The organism is Pantoea sp. y20 (assembly GCF_054903455.1).
This window is the reverse complement of record NZ_JBUBNJ010000002.1, coordinates 34,475-53,146: the sequence shown is the minus strand read 5'-3', so window position 1 is coordinate 53,146 and position 18,672 is coordinate 34,475. Positions and strand designations below refer to the sequence as shown.

General features: G+C 55.4%; 14 protein-coding genes. 7 read left to right on the top strand and 7 right to left on the bottom strand.

Going from position 1 to position 18,672, the window contains the following annotated elements; genetic code table 11:
• Window positions 1-90: 90 nt before the first annotated feature.
• Complete coding sequence (locus ACYAC5_RS19990; RefSeq protein ID WP_110867055.1) at window positions 91-1,530, top strand: MFS transporter; 1,440 nt, start codon at window positions 91-93, stop codon at window positions 1,528-1,530.
• A complete protein-coding gene (locus ACYAC5_RS19985; protein WP_309837163.1) occupies window positions 1,527-2,741 on the top strand; it encodes an acyl-CoA dehydrogenase family protein in 1,215 nt (404 codons plus the stop codon). The genes ACYAC5_RS19990 and ACYAC5_RS19985 overlap by 4 nt, the downstream gene beginning before the upstream one ends.
• Before the next feature lie 75 nt (window positions 2,742-2,816).
• On the opposite strand, the gene ACYAC5_RS19980 is transcribed toward ACYAC5_RS19985, so the two are convergent.
• Complete coding sequence (locus tag ACYAC5_RS19980; protein WP_309837160.1) at window positions 2,817-3,764, bottom strand: sulfonate ABC transporter substrate-binding protein; 948 nt, start codon at window positions 3,762-3,764, stop codon at window positions 2,817-2,819.
• Between the two features lie 254 nt (window positions 3,765-4,018).
• On the opposite strand from ACYAC5_RS19980, the gene ACYAC5_RS19975 reads away from it, so the two are divergent.
• Both ACYAC5_RS19975 and ACYAC5_RS19970 read left to right on the top strand, forming a co-directional pair.
• Entirely contained in the window at window positions 4,019-6,076 is a 2,058-nt protein-coding gene (locus ACYAC5_RS19975; protein ID WP_309837159.1) for an FUSC family protein, read from the top strand.
• A 15-nt stretch (window positions 6,077-6,091) separates the two neighbouring features.
• A complete protein-coding gene (locus ACYAC5_RS19970; protein WP_192414671.1) occupies window positions 6,092-6,781 on the top strand; it encodes an aspartate/glutamate racemase family protein in 690 nt (229 codons plus the stop codon).
• Between the two features lie 38 nt (window positions 6,782-6,819).
• On the opposite strand, the gene ACYAC5_RS19965 is transcribed toward ACYAC5_RS19970, so the two are convergent.
• The gene (locus tag ACYAC5_RS19965) at window positions 6,820-7,887 is read right to left on the bottom strand and encodes a LacI family DNA-binding transcriptional regulator (protein WP_277975164.1); all 1,068 of its coding nucleotides are present in this window, start codon (window positions 7,885-7,887) and stop codon (window positions 6,820-6,822) included.
• Window positions 7,888-7,986: 99 nt separating this feature from the next.
• Here ACYAC5_RS19965 and ACYAC5_RS19960 point away from each other — a divergent pair, with 99 nt between their 5' ends.
• Window positions 7,987-8,754: a YdcF family protein gene (locus ACYAC5_RS19960; protein ID WP_137387139.1), complete on the top strand. Its 768-nt coding sequence runs from the start codon at window positions 7,987-7,989 to the stop codon at window positions 8,752-8,754.
• A gap of 30 nt (window positions 8,755-8,784) precedes the next feature.
• On the opposite strand, the gene ACYAC5_RS19955 is transcribed toward ACYAC5_RS19960, so the two are convergent.
• Entirely contained in the window at window positions 8,785-9,696 is a 912-nt protein-coding gene (locus tag ACYAC5_RS19955; RefSeq protein WP_192414667.1) for a ketopantoate reductase family protein, read from the bottom strand.
• Between the two features lie 211 nt (window positions 9,697-9,907).
• Between ACYAC5_RS19955 and fusA the strand changes: the two genes are divergently transcribed.
• Entirely contained in the window at window positions 9,908-12,004 is a 2,097-nt protein-coding gene (gene fusA / locus ACYAC5_RS19950; RefSeq protein ID WP_217547776.1) for an elongation factor G, read from the top strand.
• 168 nt (window positions 12,005-12,172) lie between these two features.
• Window positions 12,173-12,766 carry a LuxR C-terminal-related transcriptional regulator gene (locus ACYAC5_RS19945; RefSeq protein ID WP_192414663.1) on the top strand — a complete coding sequence of 198 codons (594 nt, stop codon included), beginning with the start codon at window positions 12,173-12,175 and terminating at the stop codon, window positions 12,764-12,766.
• A gap of 151 nt (window positions 12,767-12,917) precedes the next feature.
• On the opposite strand, the gene ACYAC5_RS19940 is transcribed toward ACYAC5_RS19945, so the two are convergent.
• The 4 genes from ACYAC5_RS19940 to ACYAC5_RS19925 form a co-directional block, all read right to left on the bottom strand.
• The gene (locus tag ACYAC5_RS19940; protein WP_192414661.1) at window positions 12,918-14,084 is read right to left on the bottom strand and encodes a CfaE/CblD family pilus tip adhesin; all 1,167 of its coding nucleotides are present in this window, start codon (window positions 14,082-14,084) and stop codon (window positions 12,918-12,920) included.
• Window positions 14,085-14,093: 9 nt separating this feature from the next.
• A complete protein-coding gene (locus ACYAC5_RS19935; protein ID WP_192414659.1) occupies window positions 14,094-16,832 on the bottom strand; it encodes a TcfC E-set like domain-containing protein in 2,739 nt (912 codons plus the stop codon).
• Between the two features lie 77 nt (window positions 16,833-16,909).
• Entirely contained in the window at window positions 16,910-17,413 is a 504-nt protein-coding gene (locus ACYAC5_RS19930; RefSeq protein WP_280172941.1) for a CS1 type fimbrial major subunit, read from the bottom strand.
• A 102-nt stretch (window positions 17,414-17,515) separates the two neighbouring features.
• Window positions 17,516-18,313 carry a fimbrial protein gene (locus ACYAC5_RS19925; RefSeq protein WP_309837147.1) on the bottom strand — a complete coding sequence of 266 codons (798 nt, stop codon included), beginning with the start codon at window positions 18,311-18,313 and terminating at the stop codon, window positions 17,516-17,518.
• Window positions 18,314-18,672: the final 359 nt, after the last annotated feature.

Below are 18,672 nucleotides of genomic sequence, written 5' to 3'. Positions count from 1 at the left end.
AAATTTATATCAAGAATTGTTGTTTTGGCGCAGCCAGAAAAACGCTTATAACAACCTCACCTGCACTACAAAACAACAACGTGAGGCGTTATGAGTTCTCTTCCTTTAGAAAACACCATTCCGGTTTCCGAACCGGTACGTTCGGTCAGTGATGTGGCAAGGCTGATAAACACTCGCACCAAAAATGACAACTACGCGCGCATGATTGTGTTCCTCGCGCTCGGCGGCGTGTTCCTCGACGCCTACGATCTCACCACGCTGTCGTACGGCATCGATGATGTGGTGCGCGAGTTTCAGCTCTCGCCGCTGCTCACCGGCTTAGTCACTTCCTCAATTATGGTTGGTACCATCGTCGGCAATCTGGTGGGCGGGTGGCTGACGGATAAATATGGCCGCTATTCGGTGTTCATGGCCGACATGCTGTTCTTTGTGGTTTCAGCGATTGCGGCGGGGTTAGCGCCGAACGTGTGGGTGCTGATTGGCGCGCGCTTCCTGATGGGCGTGGGCGTCGGCATCGATTTGCCGGTGGCGATGTCATATCTGGCGGAGTTCTCCAAATTCGCTGGTAAAGGCAACAAGGCATCCCGACTCGCAGCCTGGTGCCCGATGTGGTACGCCGCCTCAACGCTGTGCTTCCTGCTGATCTTCGCGCTCTACTTCCTGCTGCCGAAAGAGCATCTTGACTGGCTGTGGCGCGCGTCGCTGCTGTTCGGTGCGGTGCCGGCGCTGCTAATCATCGCGGTGCGCAGCAAATTCATGAACGAATCGCCACTGTGGGCGGCGAATCAGGGCGATCTGAAATCCGCGGTGCGCATTCTGCGTGATTCCTACGGCATTCACGCGCACGAAGCGGAACACGAAGCGCCACCGGCTGCTGCGGCCCCTAAAGTGAGTTTCCGCGTGCTGTTTGAGAAGCCGTGGCGCGAACGCACCATCGTCGCGGGCGTGATGAACATCTGTATCTCGTTTGAATACACCGCCATTGCTTTCTTCCTGCCGTCGATTCTGGCGCAGTTCCTCGGCGCGGGCGTGTTTGAAACCATCTCGGCATCGCTGGGACTCAACGCGCTGTTCGCCTTTACCGGCGGCCTGCTTGGCATGCGTCTGGCGTGGAAATATCCGTCGCGCCACGTCGCGATTGCTGGCTTTGCCCTGCAATTCTTTGCGCTGATCGCGCTGGCGTTAATTGGTCATCCGCAAGCCATCGCCGGAATCGTCTTTGCGGTATTGATGCTCGGCTTGTGGCTGTTTGCCGAAGGCTTCGGGCCGGGCGCGCAGCTGATGGTCTATCCAGCGCTTTCCTATCCAACCTCAATTCGCGCCACCGGCGTGGGCTTTAGCCGCGCACTTTCCGGCATCGGTAGCGCGTTAGCGCTGTTCATTCTGCCGATTCTGCAGGCCGCGCTCGGCACCAATATGTTTTGGGTGGTATCGCTGGCAGCGATCATCCCAATCTTCTTCCTGCTGGCGGTGCGCCACGAGCCCACGCTGCATGACATCGACGATCTTTCACCTCAGGAGTCACCATGAGTTTACTGGCAACAGGCACCGATTATGAGGCGCTGGCGGCGCACTTCCGGCCGATTTTCGCGCGCATCGCTGAAGGAACGGTAGCACGCGAGCGGGAACGTACTTTGCCGCATCAACCGATTAGCTGGCTGAAAGAGGCGGGATTTGGCACGGTGCGTATTCCGCAAGAGAAGGGCGGTTGGGGCGCATCGCTGCCGCAGCTGTTCCAGCTGTTAACCGAGCTGGCAGAAGCCGACTCGAATCTGCCGCAGGCGCTGCGCGCGCATTTCGCTTTTGTCGAAGATCGATTGAATCAGCCGGATAGCGCGGAACGCGATCGCTGGTTTGGCCGTTTTATTGATGGCGAGCTGGTGGGCAGCGGCTGGACGGAAATTGGCACGGTAAAACTCGGCGATGTCATCACGCGCGTCACGCCAGGCGAAAGCGGCTGGACGCTGAGCGGCGAGAAGTTTTACAGCACCGGCACGCTGTTCGCCGACTGGATTGATGTCTATGCGCGCCGCAATGACAATCAGGGCGACGTTATCGCTCTGGTGAACACTCACCAACCTGGGGTGACGCGTGAGGACGACTGGGACGGCTTTGGCCAGCGCTTAACCGGCAGCGGCACCACGCGTTTCGCTAACGCCCATGTCGAGCAGGAACACGTCTACGATTTCGCCACCCGCTTCCGTTATCAAACCGCCTTCTATCAGCATGTCTTGCTGGCCACGCTGGCGGGAATCGGTCGTGCGGTGGCGCGCGATGGTGCGCAGGCGGTGGCGGCGCGAAATCGGGTTTACAGTCACGGCAACGGCGGTGTTGCGCGTCGGGATGCGCAGATTCTGCAGGTGATCGGGCAAATCACCAGCCTGGCGTTTGCGGTGGAAGCCACGGTGATCCGCGCGACACATTCACTGCAATCAGCATATGTTGCCCACGTCAGCAACGATGAAGCGCAAATTGCCGCCGCGAATGTGCTGGCCGAAGCCGAAGCGGGGCAGGCGCAGGTGATTGCCAGCGAGCTGGTGACACGCGCCGCCACCGAGCTGTTTAACGCACTGGGCGCATCGGATACGCGCGTCAGCAAAGCGCTGGATCGTCACTGGCGCAACGCGCGCACCCTGTCGTCACATAATCCGGTGGTGTACAAAGCGCGTGATATCGGCGACTGGAAAGTGAATGGCACCGCACCCACCAGTGTGTGGCAGATTGGCAGCGGAGAGGGCTGATAAAACCCGGTGCGCATAAATGCGCACCGGGCATGTAAGGTCGCTATTCATGACGACCTGGTTGTTGGTAATGACTTACTTCTTATCCAGCGACCAGGTCGCGCTGCGCACATCCACTTTCACCGGCAACAGTCCCACGCGCGTAAAGGTATCCGCTAACGCCTGCTGCTCATCAAACACCTGCGGCGACATGCGTGACGCGCCGTAAGGCAGGCGTTTAATGGTGGTTTGCCAGATGGATTTATCCAGGCCGGTTGATTTCGACAGAATCGCTGCCGCGTCATCCGGGTTCTTGTTGGCCCAATCGCTGAGTTTGCTCAACTCATCGACAACCTGTTTCGCAGTATCAGGATGACCTTCCGCGAACGGACGGCTGGCGAGATAGAAGGTGTAATGTGGCACTAATCCTTCCGCATTGCGGATTTCACGCGCACCGGCATTGGCTTCCACTTCGGCAAGGTATGGATCCCAAATCACCCATGCATCAATCGCGCCTTTCTGGAAAGCCGCGCGTGCATCGGCGGGCGGCAGATACACCGGCGTCACATCTTTGTAGTTAAGCCCCGCATCTTCCAGCGCTTTTACCAGCAGATAGTTAACGTCAGAGCCTTTGTTCAGACCGACACGTTTACCTTTCAAATCCGCTACGCTTTTAATGGCAGAATCTTTTGGCACCACGATGGCTTCGGTTTTTGGGTTAGCCGGTGAATGCCCAAGATAGATCAAATCGGCTTTCGCTGCCTGGGCGAAGGCAGGCGGCGCATCGCCGGTTGCCGCCAAATCAATGCTGCCAACGTTTAAGCCTTCCAGCATCTGCGGGCCCGCCGGGAACTCCACCCAGCGGATAGCGATGCCTTCCTTCTTAAAGGTTTCATCCAGCGTGCCGCGATATTTCAGCAGGGCAAAGATGTTGGCTTTTTGATAGCCGATGGTTACGGTTTCTGGGTTAGCGGCAAAAGCGTGCGTGGAGAGCAGGCTAACGCTGAGAGCTAAAGCGCTCAGGACAGGAAGTTTTGCTTTCATGATGATTCTCACGTGGTTTTTTTGCCACCTTAGCAAAGCCCTTATATAACCAATAAATAACTAATTTCGATCGCTTATAACTATTATCTATGTGATCTGGATCATTCACTGTAATCAGCAAACGCGTCCGTCATTTCCATAGATGCCCATATAATTAGCACGGTAATAATTTGTATAACAAATCAAAATGCCATTGCCAAAAGCTTCTGTCAGGATAAGCCATTCCGCTGCCTGCATAAGGTTTTACCCGTTCTATGAAGTGGTTTTCACGAAGCGCAATGCTGTTTTCTGCCAAAACCTGTCTTGCTGCCTTTCTGGCTTTTTACATTGCTCTGGAACTCAATCTCGATAAACCGGCCTGGTCACTGACTACAGTGTACGTTGCCTCGCAGCTCTATTCGGGATCAACGGTATCAAAATCGGTTTTCCGTTTCTTCGGCACCCTGCTGGGCGGCTTGTTTACGCTACTGATCTACCCCGCCACGGTGCAGGATCCGCTGCTGTTCAGCCTGTGCATCTCCCTTTGGGTGGCGGTTTGTCTCTATCTTTCGCTGCACGACCGCACGCCGAAGAGCTATGTGTTTATGCTGGCGGGCTACAGCGCTGCGATCATGGGTTTTCCCGATGTGGTGTCGCCATCGGCCATCACCTACACGGTGATCTCGCGTGTTGAGGAGATCACTGTCGCTATCGTCTGCAGCAGCCTGGTGCATCGCCTGCTGTGGCCGGTCTCGATGCGCAATCTGTTAGAGCAGAGCGTGAACCTGTGGTATCAGAACGCGCGCAAGCTGTGCAGCGAACTGGTCACGGCGATGCCCGCTGAGAAGTCGGTGGAGCGCGAAGATATCCTGATTCAGATGGCCAACTATCCGCTTAACGTCGAAACGCTCATCACGCACTGCGTGTATGAAGGCGATGCCGCGCGGCGTCTGGTGCGCTTAGTCAGCGTGCAGTATCAGCATCTCTCCTATTTCATCCCCACGCTGACGGCAATCGAATCGCGCCTCAATTTGCTGGCGCAGCAGCAAATCCGTTTCCCCGACTTTATCGCCGAGGTGTTTCAGCAATTTTTGCTGTGGCTAAATGGTGAAGATCAGCTGCCGGTGCGCGACCAGCTCAGCCACGCGCAAGATCAGCTGAAAAGGGCGTGGCAACAGGGCAGGCTCAACAGCGAAGAGAGCATTTTGCTGAGCGGATTGCTGGAGCGCTTACTCAATTTTGTGCGCATCGTTGATGCCTACCAAAGCGTAAGCGAGCGCGTCAGTGAATGGACGCCCGCGGTTAAAGCCGGAAAAATGGCGCGCGCGCACAAACACGTCGATCAGGGTTTGTTGCTGCTGTCATCGTTTACCGCGTTTATTGCCACCTTCGTTACCTGCCTATTTTGGATCGGCAGCGGCTGGGTGGATGGTGCCACCGCACCGATGATGGCGGCGGTGCTGTGTTCCTTCTTTGCCGGCATGGACAGCCCGATTGCGCCGATGAAACTGTTCCTGAAAGGGGTGCTGATCTCTGTGGTGATCAGCCTGCTGTATATCACCTTGCTGATTCCGCAGGCGGTGACCTTCGAAGCGCTGGTGATTTGCCTTGCGCCGGGCTTGCTGGCGCTGGGATTGGTTATCGCCAATCCGTCAACCAACCTGATTGGTCTGATTGTCGCCACGCAGATTCCCGGGCTGATTGGCATGAGCCACAACTTCAAGCCCGATCTACAGCTTATAGTGAACGCTATTCTTTCGACGCTGGTGGGCATTACCTTCGCGGTGGTGATCACGGCGCTGATCCGCAACAAGCGCCCGTCGTGGACCGCCAAACGCGCGGTGCGCAAAGGTATCCGCGAGCTGCTGCAGTTTATCGCCACGGTGCGGCTCAACAGCGTCACGCTGACCGCGCGTCAGCAGTTTGTCTCGCGCACGCTGGATAAGGTCAACATTATTCTGCCGCGTAAGCGTGTTGATCCGGTGCCGGAGTTGGTCTCCGGCGGCAATCTGATTGCCGAAGCCTGGCTGGGCGCAAACTGCTACGACTATTACACGCGTCATCGTGAGCTGCTGCTGGCGCATCACATCGAAAGCGCGGCGATGTTCCATGAGCTGAGTCAGTTCCTCAAGCGTCGGTTAAAATCGCTGCAAACCACGCCGCAGCCGGAATTGTTAGCGGAATTGAATACGTTGTTGCTGCGGCTGGAAGCGGCAGCGTTGCAGGAGAACACGCTGTTTGCGCCGATGTTCCACCTGTTCAATATTCGCTTATCGTTGTTTCCTGCAGCGCGCTGGCCGGAAAACCATTACAGTGCTGAGCAGCATGTTTAAAACGGAGTTAAGCAGATGAAAATGATCGGTTTGATTGGCGGAATGAGCTGGGAATCCACCGCGCTCTATTACCGAATTATCAATGAGCAGGTGAAGCAGCAGCTGGGGGGTTTGCACTCCGCGCGCAGCCTGATGTACAGCGTCGATTTCCATGAAATCGAAAAGCTACAGGTGGCAGGCGAGTGGCAAAAAGCCGGCGAGATCCTGGCAGAAGCGGCGCTCAGTCTGGAAAAGGGCGGCGCGGATTTTATTGTGCTCTGTACCAATACCATGCACAAAGTCGCGCAGCAGATCACTGATGCGGTCCGCATTCCGCTGCTGCATATCGCCGATGCCACCGCACAACGCATTCGTCAGGCGGGCGTAAAAAAAGTCGGCTTGCTAGCAACGGCGTTCACCATGGAACAGGAATTCTACAAAGGCCGACTTAATCAGTCGGAGATCGACGTTTTGGTTCCCGATGCAGCCGGTCGTAAAGTGGTGCACGACATCATTTATCAGGAACTCTGTCTTGGCGTGATCCGCGATGAATCTCGTGCGCAATACCGCAAGATTATTGCTGAGCTGGTGGAGCAGGGCGCAGAAGCGATCATTCTCGGCTGCACCGAAATCACCTTACTGGTAAAAGCGGAAGATGCCAGCGTGCCGCTGTTCGATACCACCTTGATCCACGCAGAAGACGCCGTAAAACTCGCACTCGGGTAATTACGACCAGGTGCGCAAATTTGCGCACCTAAACCTATTTATGAGGTGCGCTTTAACTTGCGCGCCAACACCTGCAACTGCTGCGCAATCTCCGCCACATCCACCTCATCTTGCTGCGGCGTCGCCGTGGTTTCCCGCAACACTAACTCGGTTTCCAGCGTCTTCTCTGCCACATCGCCGCCTTCCAGCTGCGCCAGCAAGCGATCAACGCTTACCGCGCCCAACTGCTGCAAATCCTGACGCACGGTGGTTAATGGCGGCTGATACCACGCGCTTTCCGCGGTATCGTCGTAGCCAATCAGCGAAATCTCCGCCGGGATCTTCACGCCGTGCTGATGCAGCGCGCGCATCGCGCCGAGCGCCATTTGATCGTTAGCCACCAGCAGCGCTTGCGGCAGAGTGTTGGGCAACTGCGCCTGCAGCGCCTGATAACCCGATGCCGCGCTCCAGTCACCGCTCAGCACGCAGAATGGCTTGAGCTGGTGCGCCGCCAGCGCCTGTTGCCACGCGGCATAACGCGCGCGCGCCGAGGCAGAACTTTCCGGTCCATTTAACACGCCAATCTGGCGATGGCCGAGCGCCACCAGATGATCAACCGCCTGCTGCGCACCGGATTCGCTCTGATACTGGCATTGCGCCACTTCAGCACTGCGCTCCACATCGAGAAACAGCACCGGCTTGTTGTCGCACTGTTGCTGAATCTGCGCAGCCTGCGCCGCATCGAGCGGCAGGTTAATGAGTAGCGCATCCACGCGCTGCGCCAGCAGTTCATTCACTGTATCCTGCGGCGCATTATCGGGATTCGCCATGGCGATCACCAGATGATAACCCTGCGCCGCCGCCCGTTGCTGAATCGCCGAAGCGATCTGCGCGGGCGCCATCAAGGCTAAATCGCTGGTGGCGAGACCCAGCGTGCGGGTGTTTTTGCCCGCCAGCTGCTGCGCCACGCGATTCGGCACATAGTTGAGCTGCTGCATCGCGGCTTCTACTTTGGCGCGGGTGCGCGGCGAAACCTGCTCGGAATGGTTGAGGACGCGGGAAACGGTTTGATAAGAAACCCCAGCCAGATGAGCAACATCGTCGAGGGTTACGGAGCGCGCAGTCATGAATCTCTCCTGAAGATTGAGCTGCGAGTGTAGCAAATTTTTCCCTGCCGACACGCACTTAAGCCGCTACACTGCCAAAGGTAAAAAGAGGAGAACCGGATGCAGCTCAATAACCATCAGATTCAGGATATCAACACCCTGGCGGCCTGGCTGGCGCTGGATCAGATGCCACAAGATGGCACGCTCGACATCGATTTAGCCATTCTCGCTGGTCACGCGGTCCTGCCGAACGTGGAAGCGGTGATTGCCGTGGCGAAAAAGTATCAGCTGCCGTTATTGATCAGCGGCGGCACCGGTCACTCAACCTCGCTGCTGGTGGAGATGCTTGCCGCACATCCGCTGTATCGCCAAATCGACAGCAAAGGCAAAAGCGAAGCCGAGTTGCTGGGCGATGTCGCCCGCGTATTTGCCGCGCTGCCGGACGATTTGCTGCTGCTGGAAACCGCATCACGCAACTGCGGGGAAAACGCCGCCTTCAGCCAAAAGCTGCTGGATGAGCACAGCTGGCAGCCGCAGCGCGTGCTGCTGGTGCAGGATCCGCTGATGCAGCGTCGCACCTGGGAAACCTTCCGCTATCAATGGCGCGATCGTGCGGATGCACCGGAATTTATCAGCTGGCCGGTATTTGTGCCGCAGGTGATGATGGACGCGGGCATGCTGCGCATCATCGGCGCGCCGCCGCAAGGATTGTGGTCGATGGAGCGTTTTCTGTCGCTGCTGATGGGTGAAATCCAGCGCCTGCGCGACGATGAAAACGGCTACGGGCCGCGCGGAAAAGGTTTTCTTGGCCACGTCGAGGTGCCAGAAGCGGTGGAAGCCGGTTGGCAACGCCTGAAGCAGTTGCCCGGCGTGCAGTCACGGTTGTGATGTTTCGGTCGCCATGAATGGCGACCAACGTTATCGGTTCTGCACATACACCTGCAAATTGACATACACCGCGTTTAGCAACGGCGTCACTACGCCGCTGCGTGCGCCGCGCACCAGCAGATCGCCAATCACCTGATCGGCCTCAATCTCAAAGCCCTGGGTTAAATCGCGGTACATCGACGAGGTCATCGCCGCTTGAGGATTGTTCAGCGTCTCATAAATCTTCGCCGTCACCGCCGGACGCTGCTGATAACCTTCCGCACTCAGCACCGCCAACACTTCGCCAAAAACGCCTTGCAGCAGCGCTTCGCCACCTTTTGACGTCAGCACCTGTTGCGTATTGCCACGCGCGATACAACACACCGCACCCAGTGTGCTGAGCAGCAACCATTTTTCCCACAGCTCGCTGATGATGTTGTCGGCAAACACCGTATCAAACTGCGCCGCACGCAGCGCTTCATCCACGCGCTGCAAACGCGCATCGTTGTGACCGTCCAGCGCGCCGTAATAGAGAATATGCAGCGGTGTCATCTGCATCACTTCGCCATTTTCTCCCAGCGTGGCGTTGATTTTGCACAAACCGCCAATCACCTTGTCGCCAAAGCGCGCGCGCAGCGTATCGAAATGGCGCATGCCGTTGAGGATCGGCATGATCAGCGTGTCCGGACCGACGGCGGGCGCGATGTCACTCATCGCCTGATCCAGCGCGAAGCTTTTCACCGTCAAGATAATCAGATCGTAATGGCCATCAAGCGAACCGGCCTGCGCCAGCTGCGGCTGAATCACTTCGCTGCCGCCGGGGGTTTTCAGCACCAGACCGGTTTGCTGCAACTGTTGAAAACGGCGCTCGCGCACCAGAAAAGTCACATCACGTCCTGCTTGCGCCAGACGCGCACCAAAATAGCCGCCGGTGGCGCCGGCGCCGACTACCAGAATACGCATGGTCAATTTTCCCGTTGAGAGTGAAAGTCTTACCTTAAAGTGACCGGCGACGGCTTTCCAGCCCGTAAATGCTGAATCACCTGCAAGTTTTTAACGATGTTTAAAAAAGGCTCAAACTGTTCGTATTTACTCGTACAATAGGTTTAGGCTGTTGCGCAGCGGCGGGCAATGGTGCGCGCCGCAGAACGAGTCGAATGACTAAGGACGCATCATGCCCCGAACCCTCCCCATCGAACGTTATCGCAACATCGGCATCTCCGCGCACATCGATGCCGGTAAAACCACCACCACCGAGCGCATCCTGTTTTACACCGGAATGAGCCACAAGTTAGGTGAAGTGCACGATGGCGCGGCAACCACTGACTGGATGGCGCAGGAGCAGGAGCGTGGGATCACCATTACCTCGGCGGCGGTGAGCTGCTTCTGGCCAGGGATGGACGGCAGCTTTACGCCGCACCGTATCAACATCATCGATACGCCCGGACACGTCGATTTCACCATTGAAGTTGAGCGCTCAATGCGCGTACTTGATGGCGCGGTGATGGTGTATGACGCGGTTGGCGGCGTGCAGCCGCAGTCTGAAACCGTGTGGCGCCAGGCCAACAAATATCATGTTCCGCGCATCGCCTTCGTCAATAAAATGGACCGTCAAGGCGCGGACTTCTTCCGCGTGGTGCAGATGATGAAAGATCGCCTGCACGCCAATCCGGTGCCGATTGTCATTCCTATCGGCGCGGAAGAGCACTTTAGCGGCGTGGTCGATCTCAACAAAATGCGCGCTATTTACTGGGACGACGCCAGCCAGGGCATGAGTTTCAGCTATGCGCCGATTCCTGCTGAGTTGCAGGCACTCGCTGCTGAGTGGCGCGAGAACATGGTGGCAGCGGCGGCAGAAGCCAGCGAAGCACTGATGGATCGCTATCTGGAGCAGGGCGATCTCAGTGAAGAGGAGGTGGTTGCCGGATTGCGTCAGCGTACCTTGCTCGGTGAAATCCAGCCGATGCTGTGCGGCAGCGCGTTCAAAAACAAAGGCGTGCAGCGCATGCTCGACGCGGTGATTGAGCTGATGCCTTCGCCGCTCGACGTACCGGCGGTGAGCGGCGTCAACGAGCAGGGCGAACACGATGAACGTCATGCGGATGACAGCGAACCGTTCTCGGCGCTGGCGTTCAAGCTGATGAGCGATCCTTACGTGGGCCAGCTGACTTTCGTGCGCGTCTATTCCGGCGTGCTGCGTAAAGGCGATAGCGTGTGGAATGCGGTGAAAGGGCGCAAAGAGCGTATCGGTCGCATCGTCCAGATGCAGGCCAATGACCGTATTGAGATCGAAGAGATTCGTGCCGGCGATATCGCCGCCTGCGTGGGTTTGAAAGAGGTCACCACCGGCGAAACGCTGTGCGATCCCCATGCGGTGATCACACTTGAGCGCATGGAGTTTCCCGATCCGGTGATTTCGCTGTCGATTGAGCCGAAAACCAAGAGCGATCAGGAGAAAATGGGCCTGGCGCTGCAGCGGCTGGCGGCCGAAGATCCGTCGTTCCGTCTGCACACCGATGAGGAATCGGGCCAGACGATTATTTCCGGCATGGGCGAGCTGCATCTGGAGATTATCGTGGATCGCATGAAGCGCGAGTTTGGCGTGGAAGCCAACATCGGTCGGCCGCAGGTTACCTATCGCGAAACCATTCGCAAAACGGTGCGTGAAGTGGAAGGTAAGTTTGTGCGCCAGTCGGGCGGTAAAGGCCAGTACGGCCATGTGGTGCTGACGCTGGAACCGCAGCAGGCGGGGGCCGGATTTGCCTTTGAAGACGCCACCAAAGGCGGCGTGGTGCCGCGCGAGTTCATTCCTTCGGTGGAGAAGGGGATTCGTGAAGCGCTGAACAGCGGCGTGCTGGCCGGTTATCCGGTGGTGGACATCAAAGCCACGCTGACGTTTGGTTCGTACCACGATGTCGATTCATCGGAAATGGCATTCCGTATGGCGGCGATCTTTGGTTTCAAAGCCGCCGCGAAACTGGCCGATCCGGTGATCCTCGAACCGCTGATGCAGGTGGAAGTGGAAACGCCGGAAGAGTATGCCGGTGGCGTGATGGGCGATTTGTCGGCGCGGCGCGGTACGCTGCAAGGCATGGATGAACGCTTTGGTGCACGCATTATTCGCGCCGAAGTGCCGCTGTCCGAGATGTTTGGCTACGCCACCACGCTACGATCGATGTCGCAAGGCCGCGCCACTTACAGCATGGAGTTTGCGCACTATGCGGAAGCACCCCGCAACGTGGCTGAAAGCATCATCGCCGCACGCGCCTAAGCTTTAGTGTGAAATCAGACCGGGCACAGAGGTAACACTTCTTGCCCGGCCTACTTTTAAATCGACCTGTCGACCGCGTGAGTCATTTAGCACCAAAAATGGACAGTTAATTTCCGCCAGGAAGCCGATAGTATTCGCAGAATCAGGGATATTTATCGGAAATTAATCATGGATGTCATTTATCTGGATCAGTCTTGCTACCACCAGCAGGGCTTAATTGCGCTGCTGGAACATTCAAGTATCACTTGCTGTAATACGCTTCGAGAAATGAAGACGCTGATGCGTGACAGGGAAAAAACCGCCACTCTTTCACCAATCATTATTTTTGATCTGCCAGAAAACTTCCGCACGGCGCTGGCTCAGATAGATTATCTGACCAGACTGAAAATCACCTTGAACGCGACGCTGATTTTCTTTTCGGATTCAGTGAAAAACAAGATTAACTACAGCAGCCATGCCATCGCAGCCGATTGTTTTATCGATAAAAAATCTTCAACCGGTGCCATTAGTACTAAGCTGGCAATGATGCTGTGCCAGCACAAAAGCGACCAGCTAATGACGGCTCCCGGATTAAATAATCATTTAACCAGGAAGGAGTTTAACTTTCTGCGATGCTTATTCACTTACGAATCGATTGAAGATGTGGCGAAAATAACCGGAATAAATAAAAAAACGCTTTATAGCCATCAGAATAAAATTGTTAAAAAACTCAATCTGAAAAACAGCCTGCACCTCTACCAGCGTTTTACTAATAACTTTTAAACCACCAATCGATTGCCTAATGCTGATAATATAATAATCGCATCAAATCATTGCACATTCCGTAGCGGCGCGATTTATCGCACAATAAATTGCGCCGCTACAGTGTGTGCGCTCGGTAATTGCAGTTTTTATGACATCACCGCCCGCGCCATTATTGCGTCGTCGGAGTATAAATAATTCTCAACGTCCCCTGATAACGGCCCGCTGTTTTTGACGATAACGTGAAGGCGGGTGTGACAAGCTGCATCGGCGCAGGAACGCACAGCACTGAATTGCTCTGTCCCGGTAACACCACCCGTCGCAACACACCTCTGTTGGTGCCACTCCAGATAATCTCACTGCCGTTCTCAACCACCTGACGCGCTTTGGTCAGCGGGTTGATTACTTCAATCGCATAATCGAGGCGATTTTGCGCCAGAGTTTTATCCGCGCCTGTGCGATATAGCGAAAACAACCCTGTTCCCCGGCCGGGCGCGGCTGCACCTTCGTCCTGAAACAACAGGCTAACCCGGTTGCTGTCAGAATTATTGCCGTCGTACAGGCACATATCCAGCGAACGGCTGCCGCTGACGGTGGTAGTGGCGCGCGCTCCGGGGAAGGTTTTTAAACCGAGATCCACAGTGGCGGCTGCATTGCCAAACTCCGGCAGATAGATCTGCTGGTTGCCGTAATCTGTCACCTTAAAGGTCATGTTGGCGATCCAGTCACCCATTTTCGTCACATTGGTACAACCCACGTTTACGTTTTGTGAATTTCCGGTGCAGGACGTCACTGGCCACTGCATCAGCGACATTTTCAGCGTCGCGCTCCAGGTGCCCGCCGATGGGAATTTACTCAGCTCTGAAGAGGGAAGATAAGCCGAATAATCGGTGCCATCGCCACGTGGCGTGACGGCCCCGCCAAAGGCATTCATCGGCACCAGATTAGTCGCCACCACCACATTATTCAGCGAGCGTCTTTTGGTGAGATAGACATTCAGTACCAACGTCTGTTTGGTGCTGCTTTCGGTAAACAACAGTGGAACGGGGTAGGGTGACGGCGACGCTTCAAGCCAGACAGGTAATGTCAGGCAGGCACCATATTGATTGCTGGTGCGCGACTGGCAAACCAGCGTATTGCGGCCCCATTTTGGTGCGTCATTGGTATCGTAACCGCCATTTTCATTGGTCCAGATCGGCAATTGCGCCGGTACTGACATGCGGTCAAAGGTTACGGCAACGCTGGTATTGCGCCCTGAAGGCGTGAGCATGGCGGCCTGCACCTGCATGCCCGCGATGAGGGCCAACAGCGTCAGCGCGCTAAGAAATCTACTTTTCATCCAAAATCCCTATTGTTGTTGCGGCGAAGAAGGCGCGGTGCGTGCCAGCGGAACCTCATCCGCCTGGCGGGTGACAATCAGCATTTTTGCCCGCTGCTGCACATCCTGCGGCACGGAAGCCAGCTCGATGGGTTGGCAGTCGCTGTCGCCGACATAGCGCACTACGTCATGGGTGCTTTTCACCTTCATTTCACAGCGGTACATCTGCATGCCGCGCACCATGTACAGATTTTTTATGCGGTGATCGGTCTCGGCGCTGAATCCGCCCTGGCCTAAACCGGACCAGCTGGCGACATTCAGCGGCGTGGCACCTTCCAGTGGACGCTGTTGATTGATCATCAGCCTGCCAAGCCAGGTGTAGCGCGAAACAATATTCACTTTGCTCACCAGCATGCGGCCCGGCGCGATAAACAGCGTGCGTCGTCCGGCACCTTGGGTGATTTCACTGCGCATGCCGTCGGTGGATTCGATGGAATCGTTGATGCTGATCGCGCTCTGGGTGTAAGCCGGTACGCTAAATAACGTGCGGCCGGTGCCGTGCAGGCTGGCGCTGCCCGCGCCATCAACGGAGACATCCACCCGCGTGTCGCGGCTTTCATCGCTGCTTGCCACATGTACGCCCACCGCCGCCCCGGGCAGGCCGTTGCCCCACTTGCCCCAATAGAGGCCGGAACGCGCTACCGCCAATGAGGAGTTGTAGCTGCCGCTGCTGCTGAAGCGCTGAGCGGATGAACCGGACGACGCAGAGCTGAATGACAGGCTGCCGCTGCCGTATTCGCCCGCAGTTTTGCCGTAAACGGAAGCATTCAGAGTATTTTCCTGATTACCGTTAAGGTTCACGCCGATCTCCTGCTGATTCTGCGCATCGAAATACCAGTTTTGCGCCACGTTATAGCCAACCTGATCCTTGTTGTTGCGATCGGTTTGGTAGGTCATGCCGAGCGAACTGTAGCTCGAACGTGAATCGATGGTTGGCGTGCTGACGCGCGAGAGTGAGACGGAGAGGAAGCCACCGTTGTCGCGCTGAGTTCCGCTGCTGCTGGTGCGGGTAAAGAGATTGGCGCTGGTATTAATATTGAGTCCGTTGACGCTAAAGCCGCGCCCCAGGCCAGCCTGCCAGGTGGTAGTCTGCGTTTTACTGTAGATGTTGCGGCGCGCCCACTGCGGCACGACGCCGTTATCATCCCACTGCACCGGAAGCACATTGCGGCCCTCGTTCTTGCTGGCGCTATAACCGGCATTCAGATACCAGCTTTTTACCGGCACGCTGAACATCAGGCTGCTGCTCTGGTAGCACCCGCTAAAACCGTATTGCCCACCGTTGTTGCTGTAGCAATCCTGCGCATACAGGGCGCTGCGGTAGAAACTGAGGGAAAATCCGTCGTTATAAGCGACCTGCTGGACATTGCCGCGTGAGCCTTCGCTGCCTTTCAGGTAGCTAAAGCGGGTGGTGAGGATGCCGTCGAGCAGCGGATTATCAAATCCGTGGCTCCAGTCGAGTGCGCTTTCGATAAAGCGGTTGCGGTTGGTCACGGCGACACCGCCGGTCAGCGCAGCGTCTTGCATCACAGGCACTTTGATGCCCGCCTGCATCACACGGCGATCTGCACCCGATTGCGATGCAGTGCCGTTGCCCTGCATCTCGCGATCGGGAATGGAGCCGCCTTGCACAAACCATTCAATGTTCTGGCTGGTGGCATTACCGGTGCGGCTGAAAGGAACCTGTTGGGTACGCGACAACTTATTATCTTCATAGATACGTAGCGTCACGCTATAGCTACCATTGGGAAAGGCGCTGGTATCAAGATTCTGCGTGCCGGCATTCAGGTAAAAGGTGCCAAGCAGTTGCTGCCCGCGATAAGCATCAATACGCGACGGGCGGGTAATAAAGACAGTGACCGGCGTGCCTTGCGCCGCCTGTGCGCGGTTCATCCAGGCGAGCGTCGAACCGACGCGCGCACCTTCGATGGTGCTGAGCGGCAGTTGGCTTAAGGTAATGTTGCCGCCGGCGTTGCTGAAGATATCGCGCGAATCCATGCGTCCGGCCTGCACATAATAGCGTTTGCCGAGATCGCGGCGCAGAAACACGTTGTTAAAACGCACTTCCTGATGACTTTGCTGCCGGTATTTTTGCGCCAGATAGTCCCAGTCAATTCCGGCATAGCTGTTTTCAGTGAATCCTAGCGCGCCCGCCCCCTGCAGCGATAACGTCTGGTCATCGCGGTTGGTGACGAAGTTAATATTCTGCTGATGAATAAACGCCGCTTCCGTTTCGGCGGTCTGCTGGTAATAGGGCGATGAGTTGTCAGCCGCAAGCGGCACAAATTCCGGGCCGAGAAACAGCGCCACTTTGGCATTATTTTCGTCATAGATCAGCGCGAGGGAATCGGTTTCCAGATAGTCACAGCCCGCTGCGCCGCCGTTGCTGCTGCATGCCTTATTACCGTTGCGTGCCAAAGGTTCACTGATCAGATGGTCTAAGCGCTTTTCCTGCTGCGGATCTTTTTGATAATGCTGCATCACCGCCCGTGCGACCTGATGCGGTTTCAAGAACCTGACGCTATCCAGCGAAACAGAAGCTTCAAACAAGCCAAGCGATTGCCCGTAAACAGAAAGGTTGACCCACAGCGTCTGGCCGGTAACCAGCGATTCAAAACCAGGCGGAACCTGCGTGGCAGCACGAGGAGCAAGAGAAGGGATCAGGGTAATGAAAGAGGCTATTAAAGCGACGTGAATATTGACCTTCATTACAGCATCCTGCTGAAAAAGAATAATAAGGGGGCCGAGCGGCCCCCCGAAATAATTGATCAGTCAATGCCGACAAATTAGCTCTGCGTGGTGGCCTGTGTAATTAACAGGCTCACTACGCCGGTATAGGTGCCGGTTGCCAGCACGGCCGGCGTGGTCTGCGAGATTTTCAGTGGCAATACTGACGAACCGTTTGCGGTGCCCGCCGGGAACAGCGAGGCGTAAGTCAGGGCCGTGTTCGTGGTGGTGATCGGTTTTAAATCCGCACCCAGCGTGACGGTCAAAGGTACCGCTGTACCGGTAACGGTATTGTTAAGCTGAGCGGCACTCACCAGCGCAACGTTGATATTGGCAGTTTGCGAGTTCGACCAGATTTTGGTGTCCAGAGAATAGGTAGATAAACCACGGCCCGGAATATATTGCATATTAATGGTGCCGGGTAATGCGGTTCCGTCCGCCTGCGTCATATCCACCGTCGAATCAACATTCGCATTCACCGTAATATCTTTCTGCACCGCCTGTGCATTAAATACAGCCGTTAACGCAGCAGCGATGACTAGTGGTTTGATTAATTTTTGCATTTGTAGCTCCGTGAAAATCCTTGTACTGGCCGTAAATGACCGTCTCATGGGTAATGAACTGCTTTATAACAAACAGGTTGTTATTCCTTTAATACGTGTTGATCAGTGTCCGATAACGTACTCGGCGATATTCCGCGTATTGAGATCAACATGTTTTATTCTGACTTCCTGAGCAGCGGCTAATTCTGCCGAACTCCAGGCTTTAAAACGCAATGTCTCATCCGGATAAACCGTGGCGTGTTCTTTTTTCCACTGACAGCTGCTGCTGCTATGTTGTTTTGAGCAAACCGCGACCTCACGAATCACTACGCGAACCGTGCCAGCGTTTTTGACTTCGCCTGATGCTGATTGCGTGAGCGATAATCTGGCATTACGCGGCGGAATATGTACCAGCACGCCCCAGACTAAATTGATGCCGACCTGGTTGCTGATGTTATTATTCTGCGGCGATTTATCTTTCAATTCATCCGGGGCAGCCACGGCCTCGAAGTAAACGCGCCAGGCAGTCTCTTTTTCTGGCGGTTGTAATGAAATCAGCCGAATAATGCGTTGTGAACCGGAAGCCAGCGCGAATTTATCCGGGGTGGCGATAAGCGATGGCGAAACGGCATCTTCAACCAATATTTCTTTTTCAAACGGTGTTGCAGGGCGCTCAATTCGCTTGATGCTGACGCGAATAAACTGCGCTTCACCGCTTTGCGATAATGTCTGCACCTGTGCCGCACCCTGATTATTTAGGGTGACTTCCATCGGATAGACACTCATATTCGCCCATGCCGCTGGCATGGAAATAAAACCCATGAGAATCAGTGGGTAAGCGAGTTTTTTCACCAGAGTATTATGGCTTAAAATAGCCATTGAAAGGCCGTGACGCAGTGTCTTATGCGGTGTGTCGTCCATGATAAATCCTTATAAATTCCATCAAAAATCTGTCGGATATTCCCTGTATGAATCGGCTTAGCTATAAACCAGTCTCACTTAACCAAGTGGAATAACCGTGCGTTAAGAAAGTTCTCATAGGGACTTTGTTAAGTCACTGTCCATTTTTGTGGTTAATTTTTTTAAGCCGTGCTACAAAGGGAATACTTGAGGAAATATCGCGACCTAACTTAATGAAATAATTGTAAAAACAAAGATCAATTTCCAGGCTTAGAAATGGGCATGTCAGCTCAGAATAAATCAAGCTTTACATAAAATAGTCCATTGATGGTAAGATCGTGCCCAGAAGGGCAAAAAGACCCATGTTAATCTTAAAATAT

What these genes read in the sequence shown, in the direction of transcription:
- ACYAC5_RS19990 (WP_110867055.1), top strand. Translation starts at nt 91, where the DNA reads ATGAGTTCTCTTCCTTTAGAAAACACCATTCCGGTTTCCGAACCGGTA.
- ACYAC5_RS19985 (WP_309837163.1), top strand. Translation starts at nt 1,527, where the DNA reads ATGAGTTTACTGGCAACAGGCACCGATTATGAGGCGCTGGCGGCGCAC.
- ACYAC5_RS19980 (WP_309837160.1), bottom strand. Translation starts at nt 3,764, where the DNA reads ATGAAAGCAAAACTTCCTGTCCTGAGCGCTTTAGCTCTCAGCGTTAGC.
- ACYAC5_RS19975 (WP_309837159.1), top strand. Translation starts at nt 4,019, where the DNA reads ATGAAGTGGTTTTCACGAAGCGCAATGCTGTTTTCTGCCAAAACCTGT.
- ACYAC5_RS19970 (WP_192414671.1), top strand. Translation starts at nt 6,092, where the DNA reads ATGAAAATGATCGGTTTGATTGGCGGAATGAGCTGGGAATCCACCGCG.
- ACYAC5_RS19965 (WP_277975164.1), bottom strand. Translation starts at nt 7,887, where the DNA reads ATGACTGCGCGCTCCGTAACCCTCGACGATGTTGCTCATCTGGCTGGG.
- ACYAC5_RS19960 (WP_137387139.1), top strand. Translation starts at nt 7,987, where the DNA reads ATGCAGCTCAATAACCATCAGATTCAGGATATCAACACCCTGGCGGCC.
- ACYAC5_RS19955 (WP_192414667.1), bottom strand. Translation starts at nt 9,696, where the DNA reads ATGCGTATTCTGGTAGTCGGCGCCGGCGCCACCGGCGGCTATTTTGGT.
- fusA (WP_217547776.1), top strand. Translation starts at nt 9,908, where the DNA reads ATGCCCCGAACCCTCCCCATCGAACGTTATCGCAACATCGGCATCTCC.
- ACYAC5_RS19945 (WP_192414663.1), top strand. Translation starts at nt 12,173, where the DNA reads ATGGATGTCATTTATCTGGATCAGTCTTGCTACCACCAGCAGGGCTTA.
- ACYAC5_RS19940 (WP_192414661.1), bottom strand. Translation starts at nt 14,084, where the DNA reads ATGAAAAGTAGATTTCTTAGCGCGCTGACGCTGTTGGCCCTCATCGCG.
- ACYAC5_RS19935 (WP_192414659.1), bottom strand. Translation starts at nt 16,832, where the DNA reads ATGAAGGTCAATATTCACGTCGCTTTAATAGCCTCTTTCATTACCCTG.
- ACYAC5_RS19930 (WP_280172941.1), bottom strand. Translation starts at nt 17,413, where the DNA reads ATGCAAAAATTAATCAAACCACTAGTCATCGCTGCTGCGTTAACGGCT.
- ACYAC5_RS19925 (WP_309837147.1), bottom strand. Translation starts at nt 18,313, where the DNA reads ATGGACGACACACCGCATAAGACACTGCGTCACGGCCTTTCAATGGCT.